Genomic DNA, 2864 nt, shown 5'->3' on the forward strand with positions numbered 1-2864 from the left:
GGTCAGTGCTTAATTGGTGTTCGAATGATGTATGAAGACCCCAAGTAGGAAGTGAGAGGAAGGCTGTTTTTGTTTTTGAAGACGGTAATGTTGCTAGAAAAAACCTTCTTTTTTAGGCTGAATAGATGACTTGGTGATATGTGGTAGTGGTTGATGCTTAATTCGTATCTGATAGGGATATTAGAATAGAATGATGAATTTTTATAGAGGTGAACGAAATGAAAGTAGTAGTAGGATCAAAGAATAAAACGAAGGTTGGCGCTGTGGAGAAGGTTTGGAAAGATGCTGAAATTACATCTCTTTCTGTTCCGTCAGGAGTATCAGCTCAGCCTTTCTCAGATGAAGAGACGATGCAAGGAGCGATTAATAGAGCGAAGCGAGCGCTAGAGGAAGGAGAAGCTCCAATTGGTATTGGGCTAGAAGGCGGCGTAATGAAAACGGAGCACGGTTTATTTATGTGTAACTGGGGCGCGCTAGCAACAATGGATGGGAAAGTATTTGTGGCCGGAGGAGCGCGTATTACGTTACCAGACGATTTTTTAGCACCTCTTGAAGATGGTAAGGAATTAAGCGAAGTGATGGAAGAGTTTGTGCAGCGAAAAGATATTCGTAGTCACGAAGGTGCTATCGGTATTTTTACAGATGATTATGTCGACCGCACGGAATTATTTGTACACGTTGTTAAGTTGTTAGTTGGGCAATATAAGTATGACAAAAAGCAAGCATAAACCTTGCACCGTGCGCGATGTATGGTAGTATAAAAGAAAGATTATAACATGAAAAATGCACCCGTTAGAGGAGGAAATATAGATGAAGTCATTAGAAAGCATGGAGCAATTCCAACAGTTAAAAAATGAAGAGAATGTAGTCTTTATGTTCTCAGCAGAATGGTGCCCAGACTGCCGCTTTGTAGATCCATTTATGCCAGAAGTAGAAGAGAAATATAGTGATTTCTCATTTTACTATGTAGATCGTGATGAGTTTATTGATCTATGTGTAAAATTAGACGTATTTGGCATTCCGAGCTTTGTAGCGTACAATAAAGGTGAAGAAACTGGTCGCTATGTAAACAAAGATCGTAAAACACAAGAACAAATCGAAGAGTTCATTGAAGGTTTAAAATAAGGCAATTTGCCAATTGAATTGTAAAACAACCTCTACCTTCGCGGGGGAGGTTATTTTTTTGGAAGGGAGGAAAAAAGAGATGAAGATGACAAGTAAAAAGATGAAAGATGAGTTAATAAAGAAATTATCTCGCCCAGAATGGGACTTTCAGTATGATAGTGAGAAAGAAGTTTTACGTATTGAACAAAAAGACTCCAAAAAAGGTATTAACGTATCGCTTCCAGGAGTTGTGGCAAAATGGGAAGTGAACAAGGAAAAGGCAATTGAAGAAGTTGCTTATTACGTACAAGAAGCGCTAATTGCGATGCATAAAGAAGAAAATAGCGGAGCGAAAATTTTACCTGTTATTCGCTCTACTTCTTTCCCGAAACAAGCAGAAGAAGGAAATCCGTTTATTATGACGGATCATACGGCGGAAACACGTATTTACTACGCGCTAGATTCGAATAAAACGTATCGACTAATTGATGAGCGTCTATTACAAAAATTAGAACTTACAGAACAGCAAGTGCGTGAAATGGCATTATTCAACGCACGCTCATTAGGTTATGAATTTAAACAAGACACAGTAGCGGGTAATACATTCTACTTTTTAAACACAAATGATGGGTATGACGCGACTCGTATTTTAAACGAATCGTTACTACAATCGATGCGTGAAAAGATTTCTGGTGACATGGTTGTTGCTGTTCCTCACCAAGATGTATTAATTATTGCTGATATCGTCAACGAAATCGGTTATGATATTATTGCACAAATGACAATGAAATTTTTTGCCGAAGGGCATGTTCCGATTACATCACTTTCATTCGTATATGAAGATGGAGAATTTGAACCAATCTTTATTTTAGCGAAAAATCGGAAGAAGACAGATGGAAAAGAGAAAGGATGAACGAAGTGAACGTTTTTTACAACCTTGAAGGAATTGGTGACACTTTAATTGTTGCCTTACAAGATATTACTTTAGAGAACCGTACTTTTGATCGCAAAGGAGATGTTGCACGCGTATATGATCGTGAAAGCAATGTAACAGCAGGATTCAACATCTTTAATGCATCTTCTTACTTAGAAGTAAAAGAAACAGGCAACCTTACATTAACGAAAGAGCTTGTAGAGAAAATCAACGAAATTTTAGCGAAGAATGGCTTTGAAGAAACAGTAGAAGCAGATCTTTCTCCGAAATTTGTTGTAGGCTATGTAGCTGAAAAAGAAAAGCATCCAAATGCTGACAAGCTAAACATCTGTAAGGTAGAAATCGGTACAGAAACATTACAAATCGTATGTGGTGCACCAAACGTTGATGCAGGACAAAAAGTTGTCGTTGCAAAAATTGGTGCTGTAATGCCAAGTGGTATGTTAATTAAACCAGCAGAACTTCGCGGTGTTCCTTCTTCTGGAATGATCTGCTCTGCACGTGAATTAGAGCTTCCAGATGCTCCACAAGAAAAAGGTATTCTTGTATTAGAAGATAGCTTTGAAGTTGGACAAGAGTTTAAATTTTAATTGATATAAGAAAAGAGAGGTTGTCCTTTTGGGCAGCCTCTCTTTTTGTTTTGTCATTTTTTGTTGGTAAGTCGATATTCCGTGTCGAATCGTTGATATATGTAGAGTTACGATAGATATATTTGAAAAATCGTTGATATATTGAGAGTTGTGATAGATATATTTAAAAAATCGTTGATATATTGAGAGTTGTGATAGATATATTTAAAAAATCGTTGATATATGTAGAGTTACGA

The 2864-nt window shown here is 37.3% G+C and carries 4 protein-coding genes; all 4 read left to right on the plus strand.

Annotated elements, in window-relative coordinates:
• Positions 1–218 precede the first annotated feature (218 nt).
• The 4 genes from ACTFR3_RS30425 to ytpR all read left to right on the plus strand — a co-directional run bounded on the left by ACTFR3_RS30425 (position 219) and on the right by ytpR (position 2628).
• Positions 219–728, plus strand: a complete 510-nt coding sequence (locus ACTFR3_RS30425; protein WP_000869940.1) for a DUF84 family protein — start codon at positions 219–221, stop codon at positions 726–728.
• Between the two features lie 82 nt (positions 729–810).
• Positions 811–1125: a thioredoxin family protein gene (locus ACTFR3_RS30430; protein WP_000838193.1), complete on the plus strand. Its 315-nt coding sequence runs from the start codon at positions 811–813 to the stop codon at positions 1123–1125.
• 79 nt (positions 1126–1204) lie between these two features.
• On the plus strand, positions 1205–2017 hold the full coding sequence (locus ACTFR3_RS30435) for a DUF1444 domain-containing protein (protein WP_000784588.1): 813 nt from the start codon (positions 1205–1207) through the stop codon (positions 2015–2017).
• Positions 2014–2628: a YtpR family tRNA-binding protein gene (gene ytpR, locus ACTFR3_RS30440; protein WP_001006770.1), complete on the plus strand. Its 615-nt coding sequence runs from the start codon at positions 2014–2016 to the stop codon at positions 2626–2628. The genes ACTFR3_RS30435 and ytpR overlap by 4 nt, the downstream gene beginning before the upstream one ends.
• Positions 2629–2864 lie beyond the last annotated feature (236 nt).

Origin of the sequence: Bacillus cereus group sp. MYBK14-1 (assembly GCF_051916885.1) — a bacterium.
GTDB classification, from domain to species: Bacteria; Bacillota; Bacilli; order Bacillales; family Bacillaceae_G; genus Bacillus_A; species Bacillus_A cereus.

Excerpts from the sequence above, each read along its gene's own strand:
- ACTFR3_RS30425 (WP_000869940.1), top strand. The coding sequence starts at position 219 with ATGAAAGTAGTAGTAGGATCAAAGAATAAAACGAAGGTTGGCGCTGTG.
- ACTFR3_RS30430 (WP_000838193.1), top strand. The coding sequence starts at position 811 with ATGAAGTCATTAGAAAGCATGGAGCAATTCCAACAGTTAAAAAATGAA.
- ACTFR3_RS30435 (WP_000784588.1), top strand. The coding sequence starts at position 1,205 with ATGAAGATGACAAGTAAAAAGATGAAAGATGAGTTAATAAAGAAATTA.
- ytpR (WP_001006770.1), top strand. The coding sequence starts at position 2,014 with ATGAACGAAGTGAACGTTTTTTACAACCTTGAAGGAATTGGTGACACT.